Origin of the sequence: Microbulbifer sp. Q7 (genome assembly GCF_001639145.1) — a bacterium.
Taxonomy (GTDB): Bacteria; Pseudomonadota; Gammaproteobacteria; order Pseudomonadales; family Cellvibrionaceae; genus Microbulbifer.
In genome coordinates, this window is the sequence record NZ_LROY01000002.1 from 221,343 (window position 1) to 242,812 (window position 21,470).

15 protein-coding genes are annotated in these 21,470 nt (G+C 58.6%); 9 read left to right on the top strand and 6 right to left on the bottom strand.

Going from position 1 to position 21,470, the window contains the following annotated elements; genetic code table 11:
• Positions 1-176: 176 nt before the first annotated feature.
• Positions 177-2,162 carry a choline BCCT transporter BetT gene (locus AU182_RS06665; protein WP_066962724.1) on the bottom strand — a complete coding sequence of 662 codons (1,986 nt, stop codon included), beginning with the start codon at positions 2,160-2,162 and terminating at the stop codon, positions 177-179.
• A gap of 144 nt (positions 2,163-2,306) precedes the next feature.
• Between AU182_RS06665 and arfB the strand changes: the two genes are divergently transcribed.
• From arfB to AU182_RS06685, 4 genes are all read left to right on the top strand, one after another.
• The gene (gene arfB, locus AU182_RS06670; protein ID WP_066962727.1) at positions 2,307-2,723 is read left to right on the top strand and encodes an alternative ribosome rescue aminoacyl-tRNA hydrolase ArfB; all 417 of its coding nucleotides are present in this window, start codon (positions 2,307-2,309) and stop codon (positions 2,721-2,723) included.
• A gap of 40 nt (positions 2,724-2,763) precedes the next feature.
• On the top strand, positions 2,764-3,831 hold the full coding sequence (locus AU182_RS06675; protein WP_066962729.1) for an Ldh family oxidoreductase: 1,068 nt from the start codon (positions 2,764-2,766) through the stop codon (positions 3,829-3,831).
• 267 nt (positions 3,832-4,098) lie between these two features.
• A complete protein-coding gene (locus AU182_RS06680; RefSeq protein WP_066962732.1) occupies positions 4,099-5,553 on the top strand; it encodes an amidase in 1,455 nt (484 codons plus the stop codon).
• The gene (locus AU182_RS06685) at positions 5,550-6,752 is read left to right on the top strand and encodes a pyridoxal phosphate-dependent aminotransferase (RefSeq protein WP_066962734.1); all 1,203 of its coding nucleotides are present in this window, start codon (positions 5,550-5,552) and stop codon (positions 6,750-6,752) included. The genes AU182_RS06680 and AU182_RS06685 overlap by 4 nt, the downstream gene beginning before the upstream one ends.
• A 156-nt stretch (positions 6,753-6,908) precedes the next feature.
• On the opposite strand, the gene AU182_RS06690 is transcribed toward AU182_RS06685, so the two are convergent.
• The 3 genes from AU182_RS06690 to imuA all read right to left on the bottom strand — a co-directional run bounded on the left by AU182_RS06690 (position 6,909) and on the right by imuA (position 12,421).
• Entirely contained in the window at positions 6,909-10,007 is a 3,099-nt protein-coding gene (locus AU182_RS06690; RefSeq protein ID WP_066962737.1) for an error-prone DNA polymerase, read from the bottom strand.
• 38 nt (positions 10,008-10,045) lie between these two features.
• Positions 10,046-11,551, bottom strand: a complete 1,506-nt coding sequence (locus tag AU182_RS06695; protein WP_066962740.1) for a DNA polymerase Y family protein — start codon at positions 11,549-11,551, stop codon at positions 10,046-10,048.
• 129 nt (positions 11,552-11,680) lie between these two features.
• A complete protein-coding gene (imuA, locus tag AU182_RS06700) occupies positions 11,681-12,421 on the bottom strand; it encodes a translesion DNA synthesis-associated protein ImuA (protein WP_066962743.1) in 741 nt (246 codons plus the stop codon).
• A gap of 221 nt (positions 12,422-12,642) precedes the next feature.
• Here imuA and dcd point away from each other — a divergent pair, with 221 nt between their 5' ends.
• From dcd to AU182_RS06715, 3 genes are read left to right on the top strand one after another with little or no spacing between them, the layout of a single operon-like run.
• Positions 12,643-13,212, top strand: coding sequence for a dCTP deaminase (gene dcd, locus AU182_RS06705; protein ID WP_066962746.1), 570 nt, complete (start codon positions 12,643-12,645; stop codon positions 13,210-13,212).
• An 11-nt stretch (positions 13,213-13,223) separates the two neighbouring features.
• A complete protein-coding gene (locus tag AU182_RS06710) occupies positions 13,224-14,429 on the top strand; it encodes an NAD(P)/FAD-dependent oxidoreductase (RefSeq protein ID WP_066962749.1) in 1,206 nt (401 codons plus the stop codon).
• A gap of 3 nt (positions 14,430-14,432) precedes the next feature.
• Positions 14,433-14,618: a hypothetical protein gene (locus AU182_RS06715; RefSeq protein WP_066962752.1), complete on the top strand. Its 186-nt coding sequence runs from the start codon at positions 14,433-14,435 to the stop codon at positions 14,616-14,618.
• 61 nt (positions 14,619-14,679) lie between these two features.
• On the opposite strand, the gene AU182_RS06720 is transcribed toward AU182_RS06715, so the two are convergent.
• Positions 14,680-16,977 (bottom strand): S46 family peptidase, encoded by a 2,298-nt coding sequence (locus AU182_RS06720; RefSeq protein ID WP_369802060.1) that lies wholly within the window; start codon positions 16,975-16,977, stop codon positions 14,680-14,682.
• A 228-nt stretch (positions 16,978-17,205) separates the two neighbouring features.
• Between AU182_RS06720 and AU182_RS06725 the strand changes: the two genes are divergently transcribed.
• Positions 17,206-17,421, top strand: a complete 216-nt coding sequence (locus tag AU182_RS06725) for a putative quorum-sensing-regulated virulence factor (protein ID WP_066962755.1) — start codon at positions 17,206-17,208, stop codon at positions 17,419-17,421.
• Positions 17,422-17,490: 69 nt separating this feature from the next.
• Here the strand turns inward: AU182_RS06725 and AU182_RS06730 are convergent, their stop codons facing one another.
• Positions 17,491-17,757: a YMGG-like glycine zipper-containing protein gene (locus tag AU182_RS06730; protein WP_066962758.1), complete on the bottom strand. Its 267-nt coding sequence runs from the start codon at positions 17,755-17,757 to the stop codon at positions 17,491-17,493.
• A gap of 799 nt (positions 17,758-18,556) precedes the next feature.
• On the opposite strand from AU182_RS06730, the gene AU182_RS06735 reads away from it, so the two are divergent.
• Positions 18,557-21,427, top strand: coding sequence for a glycosyl hydrolase family 18 protein (locus tag AU182_RS06735; protein ID WP_227718154.1), 2,871 nt, complete (start codon positions 18,557-18,559; stop codon positions 21,425-21,427).
• The last annotated feature ends 43 nt before the right edge of the window (positions 21,428-21,470 follow it).

Consider the following 21,470-nt stretch of genomic DNA (forward strand, 5'->3'; position numbering starts at 1 on the left):
GCTGTCCGATATTAACCGAGCTGGGGGGGAGATTGAATGATGTGTCGAAACTAAATGTGCCTGAGTGGTCACCATTTTTTTGCCATGCATAGAGATTTTGACGCCACTTGTGGAAAGTGGCGTCAATCTGGAAACCGGTCGCCGGAGTGGGTCACGAACGTGACCGCCGTGTTGCGTTAGCGCAGGGTATGCAGAAATTGCAGATGCCGCTCGTATTGGGACACCATGTCGGTGAGTAACTGATCCTTGGTCCAGCCCATGACATCGTAATCCTGGCCGCCTTCATACAGGTGTACATCGGCGCGGAAATAGACATCGGGCGAATCTTCGTCGCGGTCGTCACTCAGTTCCAGCTCCGGGTTCGCGGCATCGGGTTTTACCGTGGCCTTGGGATGCAGGCCGTAGACAAAACTCACCTCATCCCCGTGCAGTACTTCCACTTGAACGGAGTGCTTTTCGCCCTTTGTAACCTTTGCCTCGTAGCCATTTTTTTCCATTTCCTCGGCAAATTCCTGCAGTGCCTGGTGTCCGGTCTCTTCGATAAATTCCTGCACTTCCGCGAGCGAAGGCAGTTGCAGGGCATTTTTCAGGCGCCGTTGCCACACCACCGGGTTGCGGGCGCTGATCGGGGCCACCGGCGCACTCTGGGTGATCCGCTTGGCGGTTTCCGTGCGCAGGGCTTTTACCAGACCATACATGGCAATGAGTAATATGGCGGAGAAGGGCAGCGCACTGGCAATTACCGCCGTTTGCAGGGAGCCGAGCCCGCCGGCGAGCAGCAGTGCAATGGCCACCACACCAATCAGGAAGCACCAGAATATCCGTTGCCACAAGGGAGTATCGTCGCGCCCGTGGGAGGACAGCATGTTGACCACCAGTGCACCGGAGTCTGCGGAGGTGACGAAAAACACGATCACCATGATCACCGCCACAAAGGAGAATGCCGCGGAGAAGGGGAATTGCTCCAGAAACTGGAACAGGGCGACAGATTGATCTTTGGCGACCACCTCGCCCAGCTGCGTCAGCCCTTCGTTGAGAATCATATGAATGGCGGAATTGCCGAAGAACGTCATCCACAGCATGGTGATCATTGCCGGTACCAGCATCGCACCGATGACAAAATCGCGAATGGTGCGTCCGCGGGAAATACGCGCAATAAACAAGCCGACAAATGGCGACCAGGACATCCACCAGCCCCAGTAAAGGATGGTCCACCCCCCTAGCCAGTCGGTGGGTTGATAGGCAAACAGGTTGAAGGTCTTGCCGACAATCTCGGACAGGTAGCTGCCAAAGTTCTGCACGAAGGCCTGTAACAGGTAAACGGTACTGCCCAGCAACAGCACCATCATTAGCATGATGCCCGCCAGCGCCATATTGATCTGGGATAGCCGCTTGATACCGGCATCGAGCCCCAGCACCACCGATACGGTGGCGAGCAGGGTGGTGACCACAATCAGTGCCACCTGAACACCAGACCCCACTGGCAGCCCGAACAGATGGTTGAGTCCGGAATTGATCTGCAACACACCGTAGCCCAGTGTGGTAGCCACCCCGCACACGGTGCCGACAATGGCAAACACGTCCACGGTATGGCCGATGGGACCATAAATACGCTCACCGAACATGGGGTAGAGTGCGGAGCGCAGTGTGAGCGGCAGTTTGTGCCGGTAACTGAAGTAAGCAAGGATCAGCGCGACGATGGCGTAGATGGCCCAGGCGTGGAAACCCCAGTGAAAAAAGGTAATCACCATGGCCTCGCGCGCGGCTTCCACCGTGCCGGTTTCCCCCACGGGCGGCTGCAGGTAATGCATCACCGGCTCCGCGACACCAAAAAACAGCAGGCCAATACCCATGCCGGCGGAGAACAGCATGGCGAACCAGGAAAGGAAATCGTAATCCGGCTCAATGTGGTCTGGCCCGAGCTTGATCTCACCAAAGCTCGACATGGCAATAATAATGGTGCCAATCAGAATGATGGCGACCACCATCACGTAGTACCAGCTCATATGCACCACGACCCAGGACTGTATGGCCTTGAATGTGGTTGTCGCGTTATCCGGCGCAAGCACGGCGTAGGCGACCATTAACAGCAGCACCGCCGTTGCCGAATAGAACACCGGCGGGTTGAAGCGGGCTAGCTCCACGTTTTTTGCCTTGTCCATTACGCAGTTTTCCCCAGAGATTCAAAAGGACTTGGTGTCGATGTTGCGGAATGTGTGACGGGTCCGGGCGAAATCCACGCCGGATAGTTTGAGCATAGCCGATGAATCAAGTTAGGCTATGTGTGAATATCCAGAGAGTGCTTCATGCTGATTATTTCTAAACATATCCAGTTGCCCGATGCCGAAATCGAGGTCAACGCGGTGCGTGCTCAGGGCGCCGGCGGGCAGAATGTCAACAAGGTCGCCACCGCCATCCATTTGCGCTTTGACGTGATGGCATCCAGCTTGCCGGCGGATATCAAACAGCGTGTGCTGGCGTTGCGTGACCAGCGCATCTCGGCCGATGGTGTTGTGGTCATCAAGGCGCAACGCTTCCGCACGCAGGAAAAAAATCGTGAGGATGCGCTGACGCGTTTGCAGACATTGATCGCTGGTGTACTGAAAACCCCTAAAAAACGCGTACCAACCAAGCCGACACGGGGCTCGAAGGAGCGCCGTTTGCAGAGCAAGTCCCGACGCGGACAGATCAAATCCATGCGCGGAAAAATTTCTGATGCCTAAACCGGCAACGAGGCCCGGTTCGCTTTAACAAGGAGAATCCATGTCTACCCGCTATCACGCTGATGCACTACATTCGTTTGCCAGTAATTTGTTTGCTTCGACGGGACTGTCCCGCGAGCGGGCAGACGTCATGGCGAATACATTTTTACAGGCAGACCTCATGGGTTTTACCACCCACGGTCTGCACCGGGTTGCCAGTAATCTGCAGTGGTTGAAAGATGGCGTATCGCGCCTGAGCGGTGAGCCTGAGGTGCTGCAGGATCGCGGCAATTGTTTCAACTGGGATGCGAATTTCTTACCGGGGCCCTGGGTGCTGAACCAGGCGATTGAGCAGGCGCTGGATCGCGTCAGCGAATACGGGGTGGTGACTGCGACCATTCGCCGCAGCCAGCACATCGCCTGTCTCGCTGCCTATTTGCCGCAGATCATCGAGAAAAATTGCGTGGCATTGCTCACCTGTTCTACGCCGGCCGAACGCACGGTTTCACCGCAGGGCAGTAAGGAACCGCTTTTTTCCGCGAACCCCATCGCCTTCTGTGCGCCCGCCGGTGACTTTCCCTTGTTGTTCGATATCAGCATGTCGGTCACTGCCGGTGGCTATGTGGCGCGCGCCGAGCGCGAAGGCAAGAAATTGCCCGCTGCCTATCTGAAAGATAGCGACGGCAACCTGTCGGACGATCCCGCGGCATTTGCCAATGGTGGCAGCATCCTGCCGGTGGGTGGCGCGGACCACGGTTACAAGGGCGCAGCCTTGTCCGCCATGCTGGAAGTGTTGTCGATGGGGCTCAGTGGCTACGGGCGCGCAGACAATACCCAGGATGACGATGAGGCAAACTCGGTATTCCTGCAAATCATTGACCCGCGTGCCTTTGGTGCCCCGCAAGACTTTTTGCGGCAGACCCGGGCGTTGGCCACATTGTGGAGCGACTGTGCGCCCGATAGTGACGGGGCGAGCGGAGTGCGGGTGCCGGGGCAGCGTGCCTGGGCGTTGCGGGAAGATCAGCTGGCGCACGGGGTGCGGCTGTATCCCACCATCGAGGAAGATCTCAAGGCGCTCGCCGCGCAGTACAACCGCGACATGCCGGCGCCTATTGCCGGTCAGGGATAGGTTGGCCAGCGAATTGCACTGTTTAATTGGAAAACCGGGCAACCGGAGAATGGTGTCATGGCCTCTCGCACACCACCGCAGAAATCGGGGCGTATTGTTCCACGTGACTTTGCGCCTGCAGCGGGAAAAAGGCGCCATGCAGGACTAGGATAGGGGGACGATCCGAAGTTGGTCCGAGTGCCCGGATCGGGCGGGCCGGCAAACGGAATAACCGGAGAACAAAAACAGAAGGCGACAGGATTGCGTCGTTCAACAGGAGAGATAGCCATGAAAGAATTGCTCAGCATGTCGGCGATGGAGTTGCTAGACGGGTTCCGGGAGAAACAGTTTTCTCCCGTGGAAGCAGCCCAGGCGATGCTCGGGCAAATCGAACGCTGCAATCCTGTCGTCAACGCCTTCAACCTGGTCGATCCGGAAACCACCCTGGCGTTTGCGCGAGAGTCTGAGAAGCGCTATCAGGAAGGGGACGTCATCGGTCCCCTCGACGGCGTGCCCGTCGCCATCAAGGATGTTTTCCTCACCCCGCAATGGCCCACCATCAAGGGCTCCAACACCATCGACCCTGAATCCACGCTGGGCAAGGAAGCGCCGTGTGTGGCCGCGCTGAATCGCAATGGCGCGGTGCCACTGGGGAAAACCACCACGCCGGAGTTCGGCTGGAAGGGCGTGACCGACAACCCGGTGGATGGCGTCACCCGCAACCCCTGGAACCCGGATAAAACCGCCGGCGGTTCCAGCGGCGGCAGTGCGGCGGCGGTGCCGCTCGGGATGGGGCCGCTGGCACTGGGCACCGATGCCGGGGGGTCCATTCGCATCCCTGCCGGGTTCAGTGGTCTGGTGGGCCTGAAGCCCAGTTTTGGTGAAGTGCCACACTGGCCCGCCAGCCCGTTTGGCACCCTGGCCCATGCGGGCCCCATGACCTGGACGGTGGCGGACTGTGCGCTGATGATGAATGTGCTGAGCGAGCCCGACTACCGGGATATCAATGCCATACCCCGGCGCAACATCGATTACCTGGCGGCAATCGAAGGTGAGCCGCAGGACTTGCTGCGTGGGGTGCGTATCGCGTTCAGTGCCACCCTCGGTTACGTGCAGGTGGACAAGGAAATCGCGCAAGCGGTACATGCCGCAGCACTGCAACTGCAGTCTCTGGGTGCGGAAGTGACCGAGGTTGACCCCGGCTTCGATGATCCCCTGGGAGCCTTCGGGCATCTGTTCTATGGCGGTGCGGCCAATGCGCTGCGCACGATCGGCAAAAAGCAGCGCGCGCTGATGGATCCGCAACTGGTGGCCGTTTCCGAAAAAGCCGCGCAACTTTCCATGCTGGATTACCTGGAGGCGACCAATGAGCGCGCCGCCCTGAGTGAGCGCATGGCGGGCTTCCACAATAAATACGACCTGCTGCTGACGCCCACGTTGCCGATCACCGCATTCACCGCCGGTCGCGAAGTGCCGGAAGACTGGCCGAGTACCCGCTGGCCCTCGTGGACGCCATTTACCTACCCGTTCAACATGACCGGACAACCGGCGATCTCGGTTCCCTGTGGCTTCGATGCCGCGGGGCTGCCCATCGGCCTGCAGCTTGTGGGGGCACGCTTTGATGATCGCGCGGTATTGCGCGCGGCCCAGGCTTATCAGCTGGCGGCGCCGCTGACCCACAAGCGTCCCCGCCTGTTTTATGAAGACGCGCAGCAGGGTGCGGCAACAGGAGTGGATGCATGAGTCGGCTGGATTTTGATTTTTACGAATCGGAAGATCCGGTATGGAACCCCGCACTGCTCACCATCCCGGTGCCGGGCATTCGTAAAATGGTGAATATGGCGGCCACCATGGAGGACGTGATCCATCTCTCCATTGGCCAGCCCGATGCGCCCACACCGCCGCACGTGGTACAGGCCACCGTGGATGCACTGAACGCAGGCCAGACCGGTTACACCATGGACGCCGGGCTGCCGGAGTTGCTGGATGCACTGGCAGATTATTACGGCGAGCGCTCCGGGCGTACGCTCAGTCCGGAAAATATTCTGATCACCACCGGCGCCACGGAAGCGGTGTATCTGGCGCTGACCGCGGTGTCTGCACCGGGGCGTGAATTTATCGTGCCGGACCCGTCATTCATGCTGTACGCGCCGCTGATCCGGATGAACGGTGGCGAGGTCAAATACATTCCCACCCGGGCGGAAAACAATCATCAACTCGATCCGCAGGAAGTGATCGATGCGATCGACACCAACACGCACGCGATCATTCTCAATTCCCCCAGCAATCCCACCGGTACGGTTTACCCGCGGGAGACCGTGGAAACCATTGTGCAGGAAGCGGCCTACCGCGGGATTTATGTGATCAGCGACGAGGTCTACGACCACCTGATTTACGACGACAGGGAGTACGCCAGCGTATTGTCCTGCTGCTCGGATCTCGATCATGTCATGGTCATGAGCAGCTTCTCCAAAACCTTCAGCATGGCGGGTATGCGGGTTGGCTGGTTGATAGCGAGCCAGGGGGCCATTCGCAAACTGCGCCGCTACCATATGTTCACCACCACGGTGGCAAACACACCCTGCCAGTGGGGGGGCGTCGCCGCGCTCAGGGGCGACCGGCGCTTTGTGACCGATGTGGTAAGTACCTACAAGAAACGTCGCGACCGTCTGGTGGAACTGGTGGCTCAAACCCCGTACCTGGAAGGGTATGTACCGGAGGGGGCCTTCTACATGTTCCCCTCCCTGCCCGAAGGGGTAAACGGCAATAATGTGGCGTTGCGCCTGTTGCGGGAGACCGGAGTCTGCACCATTGCCGGTGACACCTTTGGCGAGAGCAGCCGCAATGCGCTGCGTTTCAGCTACGCCACGTCCATTGAAAATATCGAACGCGCTTTTGAGCGTATTATTCCGTGGATGGAAAAGCAGGACTTCGGCGGCTAGTCATCCCTATGTTTTTTATTGTGTGATTGGCTTGTTCCCTTTCAGGGGGACAAGCGAGTCAGGGGACAAGCGAGTCAGGGGACAAGCGAGTCAGGGGACAAGCGAGTCAGGGGGCAGGCGAGTCAGGCTGGCAAGCGTGCGCATTGTGTATCGCTTTTAATGAAAACTGCGCACATGCTGCAGTTCCTTCCAGGCAAGGCAGTCGATCTTTTTTCCAATCAGGTGGATCACGCTATATTGCTGCGTCTGCGTGTCCCGGCTGATTTGTAAATTGCCTTCTATCAGCAAGACTTTTCCGCGCAAAATTTCTTTGCGGTAGCGCTCCTGTATCGGCTTCCATAGCACCACGTTGATTACTCCGGTTTCATCTTCCAGGGTCAGAAACAGAACCCCGGCCGCGGTGCCCGGGCGCTGGCGACAGGTGACCAGGCCGAGGGCCCGGATTCGTTCACCATCGTTGCGGCTGGCCAGGTCGCAGGCCTGAGCGAGCCCGGCAAGACGGTGCTGTTTGCGCAACAGCGTTACAGGGTGTTCGCGCAGCGTCAGACCAGTACTCTGGTAATCACAGTAGATGTTGTCTTCCTGCCCAGTGTCCGGTTGGTGTTGGGTCGGCGCGGTATGTTCCAGCTGGCTGTTCAGTGCCTGCCAGGTACTGTGAAAACGGTTTTCGGCAATACTGTAGAAGCAGTTGGCGTGGGCGAGGATGGCGCTTTGCCGGGTGGGGAGATTTGCCCGCTGGGTGAAGTCCTGCAGGGACTGGAAATTTCCCTGTACCCGCGCGGCTTCAATGACTTCTACCGATTCCTCGGCCAGCCCCTTGATCAGGCGCATCCCCAGGCGCACGGCGGGACCTTCACTGGTAACCGCTTGCCCGCCCGGCTTATTTTTGTCGGCCAGTGCCAGGCTGTGGTGCCAGCCGCTGTAGTTTACGTCCAGCGGTAATATTTTCACATTGTGGCGCTGGGCGTCGTAGACCAGCTGTGCCGGTGCATAAAAGCCCATGGGCTGACTGTTGAGCAGGCCACAGTAAAACGCGGCGGGATGGTGGTATTTGATCCAGGCCGAAAAATAGGCGAGCAGGGCGAAGCTGGCAGAGTGGGACTCGGGAAAACCGTAAGAGCCAAATCCTTTCATCTGCTCGAACAGCTGCTCCGCCAGGTTGTGGGTGTAGCCGTTGGCGAGCATGCCGTTGATCAGTTTTTCACGAAACTGCAGCAGATTGCCGTTCTTGCCCCAGCTGGCCATGGCGCGGCGCAGGGCATCGGCTTCACCACCACTGAAGCCTGCGGCCACCATGGACAGCTTGATCACCTGCTCCTGAAAAATGGGTACCCCCAGCGTGCGCGCCAGTACCGGGCGCAGGTTTTCATGGGGGTACGCCACGGGTTCCAGTTGTTGCTTGCGGCGCAGATAGGGATGCACCATGCCACCCTGAATGGGGCCTGGGCGGACAATGGCAATCTCGATCACCAGCTCGTAGAACTTCCGTGGTTGTAGCCGTGGCAGCATGCTCATCTGCGCGCGGGATTCGATCTGGAAAACTCCCACGGTATCGGCACGGCACATCATTTCATAAACGGCGGGGTCATCCGGCGGGATGTCACGCAGGCGCATCCTGTGTCCATACAGGGCCATATACGTGAGGGATTTACGCAGGGCGGTGAGCATGCCCAGTGCGAGGATGTCCACCTTCATCAGCTTCAGGTCTTCAATGTCCTCCTTGTCCCACTGCACAATGGTGCGTTCTTCCATGGCCGCGTTTTCAATGGGCACCAGCTGACTCAGTGGCCGCTCGGTAATCACAAAACCACCCACATGCTGTGAGAGATGGCGCGGGAAACCGTAAATCTGCTCCAGCAGAACCGGTAACATTCGGCCGGCGGTACTGTGCGGGGCGATCCCCACTTTTTTCATCTGCTGCGGAAAGTCATCCAGTGTGTCCCACCAGCTGCGTTCCGCCTGTAACTGCTCAATCATCGCGGCGCCGAGTCCCAGTGCCTTGCCGATATCCCGCAGCGCGCTTTTGAACCGGTAAGTGATTTTTGCGGCGGCGAGGCCGGCGCGCTCGCGCCCATACTTCCGGTAAATATACTGGATGATCTCCTCGCGCCGTTCGTGCTCGAAATCCACATCAATATCCGGTGGCTCGTTGCGCTCGCGGGAGATAAAGCGCTCGAACAGCAGGCCAATTTTGTGGGGGTCGATTTCGGTAATGAACAGGCAGTAGCACACCACGGAGTTGGCCGCGGAACCGCGGCCCTGGTAGAGAATATGCTGGCTGCGGGCAAACTGGACAATGTCGTAAATAGTGAGAAAGTAATGCTCGTACTTTAACTCGGCGATGAGTGCCAGCTCCACTTCGATCTGCTGCTGGATGCGCGGTTCCGGGCCCGCGGGCCAGCGTGTTTGCACGCCGGCCTCGACCAGTTCACGCAGATATTCGCTGGCGTTTTTGCCAGGTGCGAGCACTTCAGAAGGATACTGGTATTGCAGCTCGGTTAAACTGAAGGTGCAGAGGTCGGCAATTTTCAGCGTATTGTGAATGCTCTCCTGCGGGTAAAGGGCAGCGATCTCTTGCCGGGTGCGCAGGTAGCGCTCGGCATTCTGTTGCAGACGGTAACCGAGTTGATCCAGGGTGCAGTTGTGATAATTCGCATTGAGCACATCCTGCAATGGCTTGCGGGTGCGGCAGTGCATCAGGACCGCGTTGGTGGCGACCACCGGCAGCTGCTGGGATTCGGCCGCGCAGAGGAGTTTCTGCAGCCTGAGGTTTTCACCCGGCAACAGGTGCAGGCTCAGGGCGATATACAGGCGCTTGCCAAAGTGCTGTTGCAGTGCGTCGGGTACTTGCAGGGATTCCCCGCGGGGTAGCCACAGGCAGAGCGCATGCGTGCAATGCTGGATGACGTCCTGCAGCGATGTCTGATAGTGACCCTTTTCCGCGCGCAGGCGCGAGGTGGAAATCAGCTCGCAGATCTCACTGTAGGCGATGCGATCCGGTGCCAGTAACACCAGTTCCTGCTGATCTTCCGCGAGCCGGAAAAAACTGCCACAGATGAGCTTTAGCGGATGGCCCTTGGCGCGGTGCTTTTCCAGTTCGGCGTAGGCGCGTACCACGCCCGCCATGGAGCACTCGTCGGTGATGGCGAGTGCGCGGTAGCCGAGCCTGCAGGCAGTTGTTACCAGCTCTTGTGGGTGCGAGGCGCCCTGTAGGAAAGAGAAATTACTCTGACAGAAAAGTTCTGCGTACTGCATGCAGGGATATCTGAAACTCGGTAGTGATCGGGCAGCGCTCAGGAATAGACGCCGTGCAGAAACCAGTGCTCTGATGTCAGGTCCTGAAACACCCAGTAGAGGCTGCCCTGTTCCCCGCGCGCGATGTAGTAGTCACGCGCGTGCCGGTGATGCTGCCACCAGTAACCATCGATGCGCTCCGGGCCCTGGAGCAGTTGCAGCTCCCCGTCGTAAAACAGTTTATGGTCCCGTTGCTGGATGCGGTCAGGTCTCGGCAGCAGCCAGTTGGGGCGGGGGGCATGTGCCGGGGTGAGCTGATGACCGCGCGCCTTGCTGTGCAGGGTGAGGCTGTCGGCATTTTGCCAGGCCTGTTCCGGCAGGTAGCTTTCCTTGAGGATGACCGCAGACAGGGCCTGGTGCCCCAGCCGGGCCTTGAGTTTATCGATCAGCTGGTAGCTTTCATGCTGCTTGCTGCCTTCATCGAAAAAATCCTCCCGCAGGCTGTGGCTTTCTATAGCCTGTAGTTGCTGGCATTTGAGTGTTAGTGCCTGCACGGGTTCTTTCAGTTCCACGCGCTCAAACTGCAGCTTGGTCAGTGCGATCAGCCTTTGCGGATCCAGCAGGGGCTGGGATATGTCTACCGTGACTTGCTGGCTGCCGCGGCTGCCGTAATCAAGCGTCCAGCACAGTCGCTGGCTGTACAACTGGCGGCGTTGCAGCTGCCGACACAGCTCCCGTACCAGGCGTCCGGCAGGAAACAGCAGCTGCTCACTGTTATCCAGTGGGCTTGGGAAAAATAATTCACTATCAAATTCTGCCGGCGGCTCGAAACTGGGTACCGGGTCCGGGCGGGTGCCATTCAGGCGGGCGAGGTAGTCGATAAAACTGCGCCCGAAGCGGCCACCTACTTCAGACAGGGGGATGGCCAGTAGCTGGCTGACGCGCTTGATCCCGCAGGCGTACAGCTTGGTAATGGCCTTGTGACTGCAGTCCAGGAATTTACTGGGGGCGAAGCTGATCCACTGCCGCCACTGCTGGGGGGTGGGCGCGCTTCGGGTTTCTGCCAGCCACTGACGATGCTCCGGTAGCTGGCTGAGCAGGTGTGCAGCAGAAGGACTGTGGCCCAACCCCATCCTGTGGCTGATGCGCATCTTGTGCAGTTCCTTGCCCAGTTGCTGTAACAGGGGGGCGAGGCCGCGGTGGGCCTTGAGACTGCCGCTGATTTCCAGATAGAGGCAGGCGAAATTGCTATCGGGCTGATTCTTTTCACTTTCGGCACTGCGTGGTGATACCACGGGAGTAAAGCTGTAGGCCCACTGGGCCAGGTGCTGCAGCAGTTGTTCCTCGCGCTCCCGGTCCCGGTCCAGCAGCTGCAGTTCCGTGCAGTAGGCGCAGGCGGTGGCGATGCTGAGCCCGGGCTCGATATTGTGCGTATAGGCGGCGTTATTGGCCTCAATAATCAGGCTGTTCTGGGTTACTGCCAGGGGGGCGTCGTCGCCGGCGCGATGGGCGCGCACCAGCGCTTCCAGGGGCAGCTTCGGGAGCTGAATGCAAAGCCAGAGCATGTTGGAGTCTCCGTCGGAGCCTGGTTAATTGGTAGATGCGCTGCGCTTATCTACCCTACGGCATTGTTACTGGTGGTTGTGCGTAGGGTGGATAAGCGCAGCGCATCCATCAGAGAGCGTACCGTCGATTCAGTGGAGCGGTTGGTCCTGCCGCACCAGGTCCGGGTTGCGCGCCAGGTGCAGGCGCTGGCCGGATTTACCGCTCAGCTGTTTGAACAAATGCAGTGCCAATTGCTCGCCGTCGCTCTTCAGTTGCAGGCGCAGGGCCGCGGGCGATGGGGTTTGTGCACAGGAGCCGGGGCGGAAGTGAAAGTGCAGGCAATCGCCATCGCGCGCCGCCAGCTGCAGGCGGCGAAGGTCTTTGTCTGCGTGGGTTTCCTTGCCCTGCCACTGGATCAGGGCGCCGCAGGCGCCGGACTGCAGGGACTGTTCCGCCGCCCATAACTGATCCCGCTGGCCCCTGGGGTGCAGGATCAGCAGTTTTTCCAGCTGCACACCGGCCTGCGCCAGTGCCGGGGCATAGGGAATGTGTGGTGGGTTGACCAGTATCACCATGCGCCCCTGGCGGGTGAGCTCTGCCAGGGTGGGGAGTATCAGGGACATCTCGCCAATACCGGCCTTGTCGACCAAAAGCTCTGTGGTGGCGGCGCGGGGCCAGCCGTGCCCGGCCAGCAGTGCATCCAGGCCGCGGTAGCCGGTGCTGATACCGGTGCGCGGGCGACGCTGGCCGCTGGCCAGTTGCCAGATGTCCGGGCGGGCAAGCAACTGCTGCAATGGCCGTGGCCGCTCTTGCCCTGGGGGGATAGATGGCTCGTTGCTGGCCTGCTGAGCTAACTGCTTGTTTTGCAAAAAGTTTTCGGCGCTGTTCACGATTGGCTCGCTCCACACGGGTGGTCTGACAGGGGTTGGCTGTATGTGCATACAGTATCTACTGGCAATTTATACAGTAGTCATCCAGTGTCGGCAAGCCCACATCGGGCCTGTACGCGCTGAATTCGACGGCAATCAGTGATACTTTTTTGCACAGGGCAAACCGGCTATGATTCGGCCTCTTTAAATGACCGCCAGAAATGAACAAGTGAGGGGAAAGGGTGAGCATCAAATCCGATAAGTGGATTCGTCGCATGGCTGAAAATGAGGGCATGATCGAGCCCTTCGAGCCGGGCCAGGTACGTCACGGTACATCGGGTGACCGCCTGATCTCCTACGGTACGTCGAGCTACGGCTACGACGTGCGATGTGCCAGCGAGTTCAAGATTTTCACCAATGTGCACTCCGCCACCGTGGATCCCAAGGCGTTTGATGAAGACAGCTTTGTGGATGTGGAGGGCGACTACTGTGTCATACCGCCCAACTCCTTCGCGCTGGCGCGCACCGTGGAGTACTTTCGCATTCCGCGCTCGGTACTGACCATCTGCCTGGGCAAGTCTACCTACGCCCGTTGCGGCATCATCGTCAACGTGACCCCGCTGGAGCCCGAGTGGGAAGGCCACGTGACCCTGGAATTCTCCAACACCACCAACCTGCCCGCGAAAATCTACGCGAATGAAGGTGTGGCACAGATGCTGTTCTTCGAATCCGATGAAATCTGCGATGTGTCCTACAAGGATCGCGGTGGCAAATACCAGGGGCAGCGCGGCGTCACCCTGCCGAAGACCTGATCTGACCACGAATGACAGACCTTCCTACCCAGACCGATGTACTGATCATCGGCGCCGGCGCCGCCGGCCTGATGTGTGCCTCGGTGGCGGGCAAGCGTGGCCGCAGCGTGCTGGTGCTGGACCACGCCAACAAGGTCGGTAAAAAAATCCTGATGTCCGGCGGCGGCCGCTGCAACTTCACCAACCTGTACACGGCGCCGGACAACTTCTACAGCGAAAACCCCCATTTCTGTAAATCCGCCCTGGCCCGCTATACCCAGTGGGACTTTATTGCGCTGGTAGAAAAGCACGGTATCCCCTACCACGAGAAAACTCTTGGTCAGTTATTCTGTGACAACAAGTCCCGGGATATTGTCGACCTGCTGCTGACGGAGTGTCGTGAGGCGAAAGCCCAGATTCGCACCCGCTGTGAAATTCAGCGCATCGAGCCTCTCGATGAAGCGCAAGCGAAAGGCTTTGAGGTGCACACCTCCCTCGGCAAGGTGGTGTGTGAATCCCTGGTGATCGCCACCGGCGGACTGTCGATCCCTACCATGGGTGCTACCGGTTTTGGCTACGATATTGCCAAGCAGTTCGGCCACAACATTATTCCCACCCGCGCGGCGCTGGTACCGTTTATCCTGAATAAGCGCGCGCTGGCGCGGCAGCAGGAATTGCCGGGTACCTCACTGGCGGTGAATACCAGCTGCGCCGAGGGCCACTTCCACGAGCAGATGCTGTTTACTCACAAGGGCCTGAGTGGCCCGGCGGTTCTGCAGATTTCCAGCCACTGGAAAGAGGGTATGCCGGTGACCTTCGATCTGGCGCCGGGGCTGGATCTCGCGGACTGGATCAGCGAACAGCGCGGCAAAAAGCAGGAGAGCTTTCTGCATACGGTGCTGACGGAGTTATGGAGTAAAAAACTGGTGCAGTTTTTCCTGCAGCGAAGTGGTCTGGAAAGCAAACCGCTCAAGCAGTACAGAGAGCAGGCTCTGAGGGAAGTGGGTGAAAAACTACAGACCTGGACGCTGACCCCGGAAGGTACCGAAGGTTACCGCACCGCGGAAGTTACCCTGGGAGGCGTGGATACCAACGAGGTGTCGTCGCGTAGTATGCAAAGCATGAAGCAGCCGGGGCTGTATTTTATCGGTGAGGTGCTGGATGTCACCGGCTGGCTTGGCGGATTTAATTTTCAATGGGCCTGGGCATCTGCCCATGCCGCCGGTGGGGAGGTTTGATCAATGGGTGATGTATTGCCATTCAAGCGCAAAACCCCTTGGGAAAAACACAAGGGCAGCAGTCTGTGCCGTGATGGGTTTCACAAGTGGGTGGTCGTCACCGAGCGCAAGTTTGATGTGAAGCAGGGGAAGCTGGTCACGGAGTACCGCTGCCAACGGTGTGGAAAAACCAAGACCGAGTTGCTGTAATTAAAATTACTGTAAATAAAAAGCCGGCAGGAATGCCGGCTTTTTATTATTGCGGTCTGAATTACTGCTTCGGCGCCGCTACCCCCATCTCTTCCAGCAGATTATCGGCGTGATCCACTTTCTCCATTACCCACAGCATATATTCCACATCCACATGGATGGCACGGGTGTTGTCGTTGAAGTCCCAGTCGGCATTGATGCTGTCGTAGGTGCCGTCGAACACCAGGCCAATGAACTCACCCTTGCCGTTCATGGTGGCAGAGCCGGAGTTACCGCCGGTGATGTCCACGGTGGTAAGGAAGTTCACCGGCACGGAATCCAGTTTTTCATCGTAGAAGCGACCGTAGTCCTTGTTCTCAATCGCCTCCAGTAGCCCCTGCGGTGCGTCGAAGGGATCTTCACCGGTGTATTTGGCCTTAATACCACGCAGGGTGGTGAAGGGGACAAAGCCGTCTTTGCCATCGTTGCCATCGGCGGCACCTTTGATGGTGCCGGCAGGCGGGGTGTAGCCTTTCACCAGGCCATAGGTCAGGCGCAGGGAACTGTTGGCATCCGGGTAAACCGGCTTGCCTTGCTCATTGTAATAGGCAATCAGCAGATCCATATACTTCGGGCGCACTTCGGCGAAGCGGCCTTCCATTTCCTTATCGTGCTGTTCGATCGCCAAGCGGTCGTCATAGGTGGCCACCGCCAGCTGGATAAACGGATCGTCACTGTTGCGGAATTCTTCCGGTGATTTTTCCATCCACGCGAGGCGATTCTCGGTTTTCGTGAGGCCGGTTTTCTCATACATGGCCGAGAGCTGCTGCTGCAGTGCATCACCACTCAGCCCACTTTTGAAGAAGCTATCGAAACTGCCCAAGCGCTGGTCCTTCGGCAGGGCGTTGTAGCGCTCGATGAAGTAGGTCCAGATGGCCTGGTCCACACCCGGCGCGAAGTTGCGCTCGATGCGCTTCATGCTTTCAGTGAAGCGTGTGATGTCCCGCTCCTGATAGCCAGGCTCACGCTCCATGTTGGGCTTCTGTTTTTCCAGGCTCAGGCGATACAGGCGCTGCGCTGCACTGAGCATGGAGGAGCGGTTCATGTAGCCCAGCAGCAAATCGCGCTCCTGGGTGGACTGCTGTTCGCTGATCAACTTCTGCAGATCGGCGATGACGGATGCGTATTGCTTGCTGGCTTCCGGGTTGGCATCGATCCATGCCTGCAGGTCTTTTTCCAGCTGCTGTTTACGGTTCAGCAGGTCGCTGCGGTTGTAACCCTCCATCATGCCGGTGAAGTTTTTGGCGTAGTTATTCAGGCCCGCTACAAGGCTCGCGTATTTCAGTGCGGCATCCTTGTTGTCTTCGGTGGCCTGGCCGATCACCTCGGACCACTCTGCCAGTACTTTCTGCATGGTGGGGTAGTACCAGGTGAAGTTGTTGCTAACTTCCTCTGCGGTGCGGTAGCGGTTGGTGCGCCCGGGGTAGCCGGCCACCATCACGAAGTCACCTTCCTGCGGGCCTTTGGTAGACACGGTCAGGTGATGCTTGGGCTGGTAGGGCACGTTGTCTTTGGCGAAATCCGCCGGTTTGCCATCTGTGCCCACGTAGGCGCGCAGGAAAGCGTAGTCACCGGTATGGCGTGGCCACATCCAGTTGTCGATATCGCCACCGAACTTGCCGATGGAGGAGGCGGGCGCATGTACCAGACGTACATCGCGGATCGCCAGTTGCTTGATCAGGTAATAGCTGGCACCGCCGTAGTAGCTGTACACCTCGCAGCGGTGGCCCGGGTCGGATTCACATTCGGCCACCAACGCCTTTTCTGCGTCTTCAATGGCCTTGAAGCGGGTGGCTCCGTCCATGCCATCGCTGAGCTTGCTGTTGATCTTGTCCGTGACTTCATTCATGTCCACGGTGACATAAATACGCGAGCCCGGTGCTGCGGGAACTTCTTCTTCCAGGGTTTTGGCGAGGAAGCCGTTGGCCAACAGGTCGTTGTCTTCGGTGGAGTTGTAGGAGATGGAGCCATAGGCGCAGTGGTGGTTGGTGGCCACCAGGCCTTTGGGGGATACGAATGAGGCGGAGCAGCCCCCCAGGCTGACTACGGCATTCATCGGGAATTTGGTCAGATCCGTCATGGTTTTGGGATCGAGCGTGAGGCCGAGATCTTTCAGCTTGTCACCCAGCTCCGGCAGCTGGCGGGGCATCCACATGCCTTCGGTGGAGACGTTGTCGGTCTGTGCTGCTTCACTGGCGGGCATGCTGTTGCCGGCAGTACTGGCCTGCGATTTGGCTGGGTCGGCGGGCTTGCCGCACGCGGCGAGTAGGGCGATGGAGAGCGCCAGCCCAAATTTTTGCGTGAGTTTGTTGTTATTCACTGTCATTCCTTCAAGCAGTTTATTGGTGGTCTGCAGGGTTTAGTTGCGCCGGGGGATCGTCCCGGGAGCACAAAAAATAAACGGCCACTGTGGCGACCGTAAGCACGGATACTGCCACAGAAGTTCGGTTACTGAAATTATCTGCGCGTCAGGGAGAAGACGCGCTGAGACAAGCCTCCCTCAGTGTAGAATCTACCGGGAAGGTGATTGAAGGGGTGGGAGAACACGATGTTGGACAAGCAGGATTTGGTGGATATCGCGCGCACCAAAATGCCGTTTGGTAAATACGCGGGCCGGGTGTTGATCGATTTACCGGAAGAATATTTGCTGTGGTTTGCGAAGAAAGAATTCCCCCAGGGGCGGCTCGGGCACCTGATGGCGCTGACCCTGGAAATAAAAATTGAGGGTCTGGAGGGCCTGGTCAAACCCCTGAAAAAACAATGAGCCCCGCGAGGGGCTCGTTGTTCAATCATTGTTGATCAAGCATTGTTGCTCAATCAGGGTGCGCAGCGTTTAACGATAGACGCGACGACCATAACGATCGTAGTAATAACGACGTTTTTTCTCACGGTCGTACAGGTAACCACCGGCACCGCCCAGAGCTGCACCGACTGCGGCGCCGCCGGGTCTGCCGGTAACCAGGGCGCCGGTCACGGCACCGATGCCAATGCCGGTGCCGACGCGGCGATCAGTGTCGCTCATGTTGGCACAACCGGCGGTGGTCAGAGAGAGCGCCAGCGCGGAAGCCAGGCCGGCGTGTTTGAGAGTCTGAAACTGCATAAATACTCCGTCTACGTTTGCTCCGATATCGCAGGGGGAGTGTATGGTCGTGACCCGGCCCTCCCAACGGGAACCGCGGGGCAATGGTGGTCGCGGGATCAAAATGAGAAAAAAGTGTGGGGTGCGCCTGCCCGATCTTACACTGGTAACAGTCCCGGGAAGACTCCCCCATCGCGAGACGAGGTGGAGTGCCAACAACAAGCGGTCCGTAACCGAGACTGAACATGACCGTAAATAGACCCACAGCGGGTGACCACTGATCTGGAATTGATTGATTTCAGCGAGTGAAAGAGCGGGAAGTTTCAGTCAGCTTGATTGGGAAAATGGGGCGAAGCGGTCGACGCAGGTCGGCCGCTTTTCTGTTGTGGATCTGTCGTGCCGACCTACCCGGGATATTTCGTTTCGAAAGCAAATCGCAATCTCTCCTACCTCCGGCAGCTCCCTTCGCGGCGATTTTCGCGCCATTAACTGATTCCTGCGTGTGACTTACCTCTCAAGACTGCCTGAGGGGGCTGGTCAGGTCGGCCGGTACCACGGTAAGGTGAAAACCTGATGACATCGCTGTCATATTTTTGAGAAAAAATGACAGCGATGTCATTGTGCGGGCTGCAGACCGCGCGTCCAGAGGTACCTGTTCAAGAAGTTATTGAATAACACAGTAACAAGCAGTACCGGCATACGCAGTTACATGCCGTTCCATCGAGGGCAGTGAAGCCCGTCGAGGTTTGACGGATATCGCACACCGCTGCCTTCGTTGATAGATCCTTACCCATAAAAGATAACGACAAGGTGACAATCAATGAAAGGGCTCACTCCAAGCCACTGGCGCCGCGCACTCCTGGCGCTCGGTCTCGCCAGCTCCTCCGCCATCGCCGCACCCGGCGCTCCCACCATCGACTGGATGGAAACCAGCTTCGCCATCATCGAAGTCGATGAGGCAGCCACTGCCTACGAGCAGCTGGTGACCATCAACGACTATGCGGAAGTTCCGGTCGCCTGGTCCAAATGGTCCGGCGATCCGGCGACCACCGCACAATACCTGCTTAACGGCGAAGTGGTACTGGAACAATCTGTCAGCGGTGGTGCCACCCAGACCGGCTCCGCGACCCTGCAGGTTGCCGAGGGCGGACAATACTCCCTGCAGGTGGCACTGTGTAACGACGATGGCTGTGCAACTTCTGCGGCCACCGATATTGTGGTTGCCGATACCGATGGCAGCCACCTGGACCCGATTACCGTAACTGCCGGTGAAAACAACCAGCCATACCAGAACACCAGTAATTCGGTCGTGGGCACATACTTTGTGGAGTGGGGCGTATACGGGCGCAAGTTCTCTGTCGACATGATGCCCTCCTACAACCTGACCCACCTGATCTACGGATTTATTCCCATTTGTGGTGGCGACGGCATCAACGACAGCCTCAAAGAAATCGAAGGTTCCTTCCAGGCCCTGCAGCGCTCCTGCTCCGGTCGTGAGGACTTCAAGGTTTCCCTGCACGATCCGTTTGCCGCGCTGCAGAAAGCCCAGGCCGACCAGACATTCTCGGATCCCTACAAGGGTAACTTCGGCCAGCTGATGGCCTTGAAGCAGGCCTACCCGGACCTGAAAATTCTGCCTTCCATTGGCGGCTGGACCCTGTCCGACCCCTTCTATTTCTTCAGCGATGCGGCCAAGCGTAAAACCTTCGTCGATTCCGTCGAAGAATTTATGCGCACCTGGAAATTCTTCGACGGTGTGGATATCGACTGGGAATACCCGGGTGGCCAGGGTGCCAACCCGAGCCTCGGCGACCCGGCGATCGATGGTGAAACCTATCGCCTGCTGATGCGCGACCTGCGTGCCATGCTCGACGGCCTGGAGCAGGAAACTGGTCGTGAGTACGAGCTCACTTCTGCCATCGGTGCCGGTGCCGACAAGATCGAAGATGTGGACTACACCGATGTACAGCAGTACATGGATTACTTCTTCGTAATGACCTACGACTTCTACGGCGGTTGGAGCAACGAAGTGCTGGGTCACCAGGCTGCACTGTACGCGCCTACCTGGCGTCCCGACACCGACTACACCACCCACAACGGCATCCAGAACCTGCTCGGCCTGGGCGTTGATCCCGGTAAGCTGGTGGTGGGTGCTGCCATGTACGGCCGTGGCTGGAAAGGCGTTTCCGGCTGGACCGGCAACGACCACATGACCGGCACAGCAACTGGGATGGTCAATGGCACCTGGGAAGATGGGGTTGTGGACTACCGCGATATCGTCGGCCGCATCGCCACAGGCGAGTGGGAAGAGTATTACGACGCGGCCGCGGAAGCGCCGTATATCTTCAAGCCGAGCACCGGTGATCTGATCACCTACGACAACCGTCGTTCGGTGATGGCCAAGGGCGCCTATGTGCAGTCCAACAACCTGGCCGGTCTCTTCTCCTGGGAAATCGACGCGGACAACGGCGACATCATGAACGCCATGCACGAGAGTCTTGGCCACGGCGATGGCTTCGGCAATCGTGCACCGGTGGCGCGCGCTGGTGGCGACCAGAGTGTCGACAGTGGTGCGAGTGTTACCCTTGATGGCAGTACCTCCAGTGACCTGGACAATGATCCGCTGAGCTACAGCTGGACACAGGTTTCCGGTACCAGTGTGACCCTGCAGAATGCCAACAGCGCTTCCGCCAGTTTCACTGCCCCGGCGGTGACCGCGGACGAAGAACTGGTGTTTGCGCTGACCGTGTCCGATGGTGAAGCGTCTGACTCCGATCAGGTCTCCGTTACGGTTGCCGCGGACCAGCCGAACCAGGCACCCAGTGCCGATGCGGGTGCCGACCAGATCGTGATCACGCCGGCCACCGTCACCCTGAACGGTGCCGCTTCCAGCGATCCCGAAGGCGACGCTCTGACCTACAGCTGGACCCAGATCTCTGGTGCCAGTGTCAGCCTGAGCGACACCTCCGCGGTCAGCCCGAGCTTCTCCGCGGCAGAAGTCGCTGCCGAGCAGGAGCTGGTATTCGAGCTGAACGTCAATGATGGCTCCCTGAGTGACGCCACCCCAGATCAGGTCAGCATCTTCCTGCTGCCGCCGGATGCGAACACACCGCCGGAAGTTTCCGTACCGGCACAGGTCACTGTTCAGGAAGGTGCCAGCACCTCTATCACCGCAACTGGTAGCGATGCCGACGGTGATGTGCTGACCTACACCTGGAGCGGTATGGCCAGCGGAAGCGGCGATACCATCACCATCACCGCACCGCAGGTGGAAGCCGATACTGATTTCACCCTCACGGTGACCGTGAGCGACGGTATCGACAGCGCCAGTGCCAGCGTCACTGTGACCGTAACCAACAGCACCGGTGGTGGTGGCTGCGACATGACCGACCCGAATGCGGGTAACTTCCCTGCATGGCAGTCCGGTAGCACCTACCTCGGTGGCGATCGGGTGAGCTTTGATCAGCTGGTCTGGGAAGCCAAGTACTGGACACAGCAGCAGCCGGGCTTGAGCGCCGCAGACTGGAAACTCATCAGCGATGTGGAAGTGCCGTGGAATTCCGGTACCGCCTACAACGGTGGGGATGAAGTCAACCACAACGGCAAGCGCTACCGTGCCAAGTGGTGGACCCAGAGCGAGCCGGGCGTTTCTTCCGACTGGGAAGAGATCGGTGACGCAACCTGTAACTAAGCAGTAAGCAGCAACCAGAGGGCGCCACGGCGCCCTCTGTTCT

What these genes read in the sequence shown, in the direction of transcription:
- AU182_RS06710 (WP_066962749.1), top strand. Translation starts at nt 13,224, where the DNA reads ATGACAGACCTTCCTACCCAGACCGATGTACTGATCATCGGCGCCGGC.
- AU182_RS06675 (WP_066962729.1), top strand. Translation starts at nt 2,764, where the DNA reads ATGTCTACCCGCTATCACGCTGATGCACTACATTCGTTTGCCAGTAAT.
- AU182_RS06725 (WP_066962755.1), top strand. Translation starts at nt 17,206, where the DNA reads ATGTTGGACAAGCAGGATTTGGTGGATATCGCGCGCACCAAAATGCCG.
- arfB (WP_066962727.1), top strand. Translation starts at nt 2,307, where the DNA reads ATGCTGATTATTTCTAAACATATCCAGTTGCCCGATGCCGAAATCGAG.
- AU182_RS06735 (WP_227718154.1), top strand. Translation starts at nt 18,557, where the DNA reads ATGAAAGGGCTCACTCCAAGCCACTGGCGCCGCGCACTCCTGGCGCTC.
- AU182_RS06685 (WP_066962734.1), top strand. Translation starts at nt 5,550, where the DNA reads ATGAGTCGGCTGGATTTTGATTTTTACGAATCGGAAGATCCGGTATGG.
- AU182_RS06665 (WP_066962724.1), bottom strand. Translation starts at nt 2,162, where the DNA reads ATGGACAAGGCAAAAAACGTGGAGCTAGCCCGCTTCAACCCGCCGGTG.
- AU182_RS06695 (WP_066962740.1), bottom strand. Translation starts at nt 11,551, where the DNA reads ATGCTCTGGCTTTGCATTCAGCTCCCGAAGCTGCCCCTGGAAGCGCTG.
- AU182_RS06715 (WP_066962752.1), top strand. Translation starts at nt 14,433, where the DNA reads ATGGGTGATGTATTGCCATTCAAGCGCAAAACCCCTTGGGAAAAACAC.
- AU182_RS06730 (WP_066962758.1), bottom strand. Translation starts at nt 17,757, where the DNA reads ATGCAGTTTCAGACTCTCAAACACGCCGGCCTGGCTTCCGCGCTGGCG.
- AU182_RS06680 (WP_066962732.1), top strand. Translation starts at nt 4,099, where the DNA reads ATGAAAGAATTGCTCAGCATGTCGGCGATGGAGTTGCTAGACGGGTTC.
- AU182_RS06690 (WP_066962737.1), bottom strand. Translation starts at nt 10,007, where the DNA reads ATGCAGTACGCAGAACTTTTCTGTCAGAGTAATTTCTCTTTCCTACAG.